Consider the following 4,431-nt stretch of genomic DNA (forward strand, 5'->3'; position numbering starts at 1 on the left):
CCTAAGCGAGGTGCCGAGTGGTGGGGCAAGAGCGTTTTGCTTACTTTTGCGCTTTTCAAAAGTAAGACGCCGTCAGGCGGAACCCTAAGTAGCCGTTACCGCAGCAATGGATATGTACACAATCCAACTGTGTCGCCTGTCAGGCCGCCTTCGCGAGCAAGCCCGCTCCCACACTTTGCTCGCAGGGTGTCAGGTAGAGAGGCGTCGGCTGTCGGGCCGTCATCGCAGGCAAGCCAGCTCCCACAGGGAATTTTGCGTCGTTTGACCAACGCCGAAAACAACAACGCCCCGTCGAGACGGGGCGTTGTATGTTCAGGCGCCTATTACTTCTTGGCGGCTGGTGCAGCTGGCGCGTCAGCCGCTTCTGCCTTGGCTGGGTCCTTGATGGCCAGCAGCTCCAGGTCGAATACCAGCACCGAGTTGGCCGGGATCGCCGGGCTCGGGCTCTGGGCGCCGTAGGCCAGGTCGGACGGGATGTACAGCTCGACCTTCTCGCCTACGTGCATCAGTTGCAGGCCTTCGACCCAACCCGGGATGACGCCGCTGACCGGCAGGTCGATCGGGCTACCGCGATCTACGGAGCTGTCAAAGGTGGTGCCGTTGGTCAGCTTGCCGGTGTAGTGAACAGTCACCACGTCGGTCGGCTTAGGCTGGGCGCCGTCGGCCTTCTTCACGATCTTGTACTGCAGGCCGGAAGCGGTGGTGACGACACCGTCTTTCTTGGCGTTGTCTTCGAGGAATTTCTTGCCAGCAGCTGCCGACTCTTCGCTCATTTTGGTCATGCGTTCTTCAGCACGCTTTTGCAGTGCGGCAAACGCCTCAACCAGCTCATCGTCCTTGAGCTTCTGCTCTTTCTTGCCGACGGCATCTTCGATGCCCTGGGCAACAGCTTTGGAGTCCAGGTCGTCCATGCCTTCTTGGGCAAGGCTCTTGCCCATGTTCAGGCCGATGCCGTAGGAAGCTTTTTGCGCCGGGGTTTTCAGCTCTACGCTGGTCTGCGAATCACAACCCGCAAGTACCAGGCTAACCAGGGCCACCGCCGCCGCCAACCGATGCTGTTTCATGCTATTTCCTTGTTCATGCGCCATAAGGGCATTCGAATAAAGTCGCGAGCTTATCAGGCGGCCACGACCAATGGCTACCGGCATGTGAGCAGGAAACTTCTGATAAGTTCACGTGTTTAAAAGCATTTCCATTTATCATGGGGCCCCGCGACGGATCGCGGGACCGCCTGATAGAGGGCCAATTGCTACTTGCCGCACCTGTGGCGCAGTGGCATAACAACGCGACAATTCGACAAGGATAGTTATCTTGCGCATTTTTTCCCGTGTTTTACTCCTGATACCGATCGCACTGGGCCTGATTCTGGCCGTGGTGCTCTACTACACCCTCAACCCCAAGCTGCCGGACTACGTGCCCGTCAAGCAGGTGCACTACCAGGAGCAATGGAGTGCCGATGACCGCCAGACCTACTACTTCACGCCCCAGGGCACCCAAGTAAAAGGCCTGCGCTACGACTGGTTCACCGCCCTGGAGTTGCCGTTTTCCGAGCAACGCTTTGCCGCGCCCGAGTACCTGGCGCGCTTCGGCTTCCTGGTCGACCCCAAGCAGGTACCCACCGCGCAAAACCCTGGCAACCTGCCGGTAGGTTTCGCCCGGCACCAGAACGCCGACAGCAAGGCTCAGTACCTGGATATCACCTGTGCGGCCTGCCACACCGGCGAATTGCACTTCAAGGGCCAGGCCCTGCGCATCGACGGCGGCTCGGCGCAACACGTACTGCCCTCCAGCGTTCCCACGTTGCGCGGCGGCAGTTTCGGCCAGGCCCTGGTCGCCAGCCTGGCCGCTACCTATTACAACCCATGGAAGTTCGAGCGCTTTGCCCACAAGGTGCTGGGGGATCAGTACGATGCCCAGCGCGATCAACTGCGCAAAGACTTCAAGCAATCGCTGAACCAGTTCCTCAAAGTCGCCTGGAATGACACCCATCGCGGTCTCTACCCCACCGAAGAAGGCCCGGGCCGTACTGACGCCTTTGGGCGCATCGCCAACGCCAGTTTTGGCGACGCTATTTCCCCAGACAATTATCGCGTCGCCAATGCGCCGGTGGACTACCCGCAGTTGTGGGACATCTGGACCTTCGATTGGGTGCAGTGGAATGGCTCGGCCCAGCAGCCGATGGCGCGCAATATCGGCGAAGCCCTTGGCGTAGGCGCGACCCTGGCGTTCTTCGACGCAGCCGGGCAACCGCTCAAAGGCGATGCCCGCTACCCGTCCAGCGTACGGGTGCGCGACCTGCACCTGATCGAAGAAACCCTGCAACGGCTCAAGCCGCCGACCTGGCCGCAAGACTTGTTCGGTGCCATCGACAAACCCCTCGCCGCCCAGGGCCGCGCACTCTTTGCCGAGAACTGCGCCGGCTGCCACCTGCCCACCGTTACCGAAGAAAATGGCCGCCCGGTGCAGCAGTTGAAAATGCTGCCGGTGGACTACATCGGCACCGACCCCGGCACCGCCAACAACATTGCCGACCAACGCTATGACCTCAGCGCGCTGCAATGGGACCCGGCCGAACTGGCCCGGCTCAATGTCGAACTGCACCCCACCCCCACCGCGCCGCTGGACCTGAAAAAAATGTCGGTGGCCCAGGGCTTGGCCTATGTCACCGCCTTCGTCGAAGAGCATGCCTACCGTGCGGCCGGCGTGACCCCGGCCGAGCGCCCGGGCCTGGACGGGTTCGGCCTGCCCATCGGCGTGCGCGAGTTGCGCGCCTACAAGGCGCGACCACTGGCCGGTGTATGGGCCACCCCGCCGTTCCTGCACAACGGTTCGGTGCCGACTATTTACCAACTGCTCTCGCCCCAGGACGAACGCAGCACCACCTTCTATAAAGGCACCTTCAACTACGACCCGCGCCACCTGGGGTTTGAGACCAGCGCCTTCAAGAACGCCTTCCTGTTCGATACAAAAATCACCGGTAACCACAACAGCGGCCACGAATTCCGTGCCGGCGAACGTGGCAATGGCGTCATCGGCCGTGGCTTGCTGCCGCAGGAACGCTGGGCGCTGCTCGAATATCTCAAAGTGCTGGGCGGCCCGCTGGAGCAACAACTGCCATGATTATCCGATCGCAAAACAAGGACCGCTCCATGCTTGCTCGTCTGTGGCTGCGCCTTGGCGCCTTTGTGGGTAAAACCCTGCTGTGGCTACTGGGCCTGGGTTTGCTAGGGTGGGTGCTGGCCACGGCCTGGTTCGCCTGGCAGCACAGGGGCCCGGTGTCGGTGAAAGAACAGATCCCGCCGGGTGAAGCGGCGATGACCCAAGGCATCATCCAGACCGCCGTGCGCATCGTTGACCAACATCGCGAAGGTACCCGCTACCTGCGTGATGCCCATGCCAAGGCCCATGGGTGCGTGAAAGCCGAGGTCAGCGTCCTGGCGGATCTCGACCCGGCCTTGCGCCAGGGCGTGTTCGCCGAGCCGGGCAAGACCTGGCAGGCGACGATGCGCCTGTCCAACGGCAACGCCTACCCGCAATTCGACAGCATCCGCGATGCCCGCGGCATGGCCATCAAGCTGTTGGATGTGCCGGGCAAGCAACTGATGGCCGACCAGCAAGCGCGCACCGAGCAGGATTTCGTGATGTTCAGCCACCCGAACTTCTTTGTCAGCGATGTCGCGGAATACGCGCAGAACATCGGTGCGCAAGCGGATGGCAAGAAGGTCCTGGCGTTCTTTCCCAAGCTCGACCCGCGCAGCTGGCAAGTGCGTCACTTGTTTATCGCCCTGGCAACCCTGGCGCCCGCACCGGCCAGCCCGACGCAGACGACTTACTTTTCAGTGTCGCCCTACAAGTTTGGCGCGGCCAACGCCAAGTTTCGCGTCGCGCCCGACCCGCAAAGCTGCCCGGATTACGTGCTGCCCAAACAGAACCAGGACCTGCCCAACTTCCTGCGCAGCGCGCTCAACCAGCAACTGTCCACCGATCGTGTAGATGCGTGTTTTGTGCTGCAGATCCAGCGGCAAAACCCGCAGGCGTTCATGCCCATCGAAGACACCAGCATCGAATGGAAGGAAAGCGACGCGCCTTATGAAACCGTGGCCAAGGTCAGAATTCCCGCCCAGGACTTCGACACGCCGGCGCAGAACCTGGCGTGCGATAACCAGTCGTTCAACCCCTGGTTCGGGCTGGAAGCCCACCGCCCTATCGGCGGCATCAATCGGCTGCGCAAAGCGGTGTACGAAGCCGTCAGCGATTACCGCCACAGCCGCAACGCACCGTAAGGCGCGTTAAATCGCAGGCGAAAAAAAACCCGCTCAATGAGCGGGTTTCTTGTGGCTACCTGGCGTTCAGTGTTCCAGGTGACCGAATATGGCGCAGCGGACGGGACTCGAACCCGCGACCCCCGGCGTGACAGGCCGGTATTCTAAC

3 protein-coding genes are annotated in these 4,431 nt (G+C 61.5%); 2 read left to right on the top strand and 1 reads right to left on the bottom strand.

Annotated features, from left to right (window positions below; all coding sequences use genetic code 11):
- Positions 1-323 precede the first annotated feature (323 nt).
- Positions 324-1,064, bottom strand: a complete 741-nt coding sequence (locus DK871_RS28240; RefSeq protein WP_003190133.1) for an FKBP-type peptidyl-prolyl cis-trans isomerase — start codon at positions 1,062-1,064, stop codon at positions 324-326.
- A 247-nt stretch (positions 1,065-1,311) separates the two neighbouring features.
- Here DK871_RS28240 and DK871_RS28245 point away from each other — a divergent pair, with 247 nt between their 5' ends.
- Together DK871_RS28245 and DK871_RS28250 are read left to right on the top strand one after the other, a co-directional pair.
- Positions 1,312-3,120 carry a di-heme-cytochrome C peroxidase gene (locus DK871_RS28245; protein ID WP_161907455.1) on the top strand — a complete coding sequence of 603 codons (1,809 nt, stop codon included), beginning with the start codon at positions 1,312-1,314 and terminating at the stop codon, positions 3,118-3,120.
- Between the two features lie 29 nt (positions 3,121-3,149).
- The gene (locus DK871_RS28250) at positions 3,150-4,283 is read left to right on the top strand and encodes a catalase family protein (protein ID WP_032901960.1); all 1,134 of its coding nucleotides are present in this window, start codon (positions 3,150-3,152) and stop codon (positions 4,281-4,283) included.
- The last annotated feature ends 148 nt before the right edge of the window (positions 4,284-4,431 follow it).

Source organism: Pseudomonas sp. L13 (genome assembly GCF_009935965.1).
Classification (GTDB): domain Bacteria; phylum Pseudomonadota; class Gammaproteobacteria; order Pseudomonadales; family Pseudomonadaceae; genus Aquipseudomonas; species Aquipseudomonas lactis.

Bases quoted from the DNA above. Each gene is read 5' to 3' on its own strand.
- DK871_RS28240 (WP_003190133.1), bottom strand. From the start codon at position 1,064: ATGAAACAGCATCGGTTGGCGGCGGCGGTGGCCCTGGTTAGCCTGGTA.
- DK871_RS28250 (WP_032901960.1), top strand. From the start codon at position 3,150: ATGCTTGCTCGTCTGTGGCTGCGCCTTGGCGCCTTTGTGGGTAAAACC.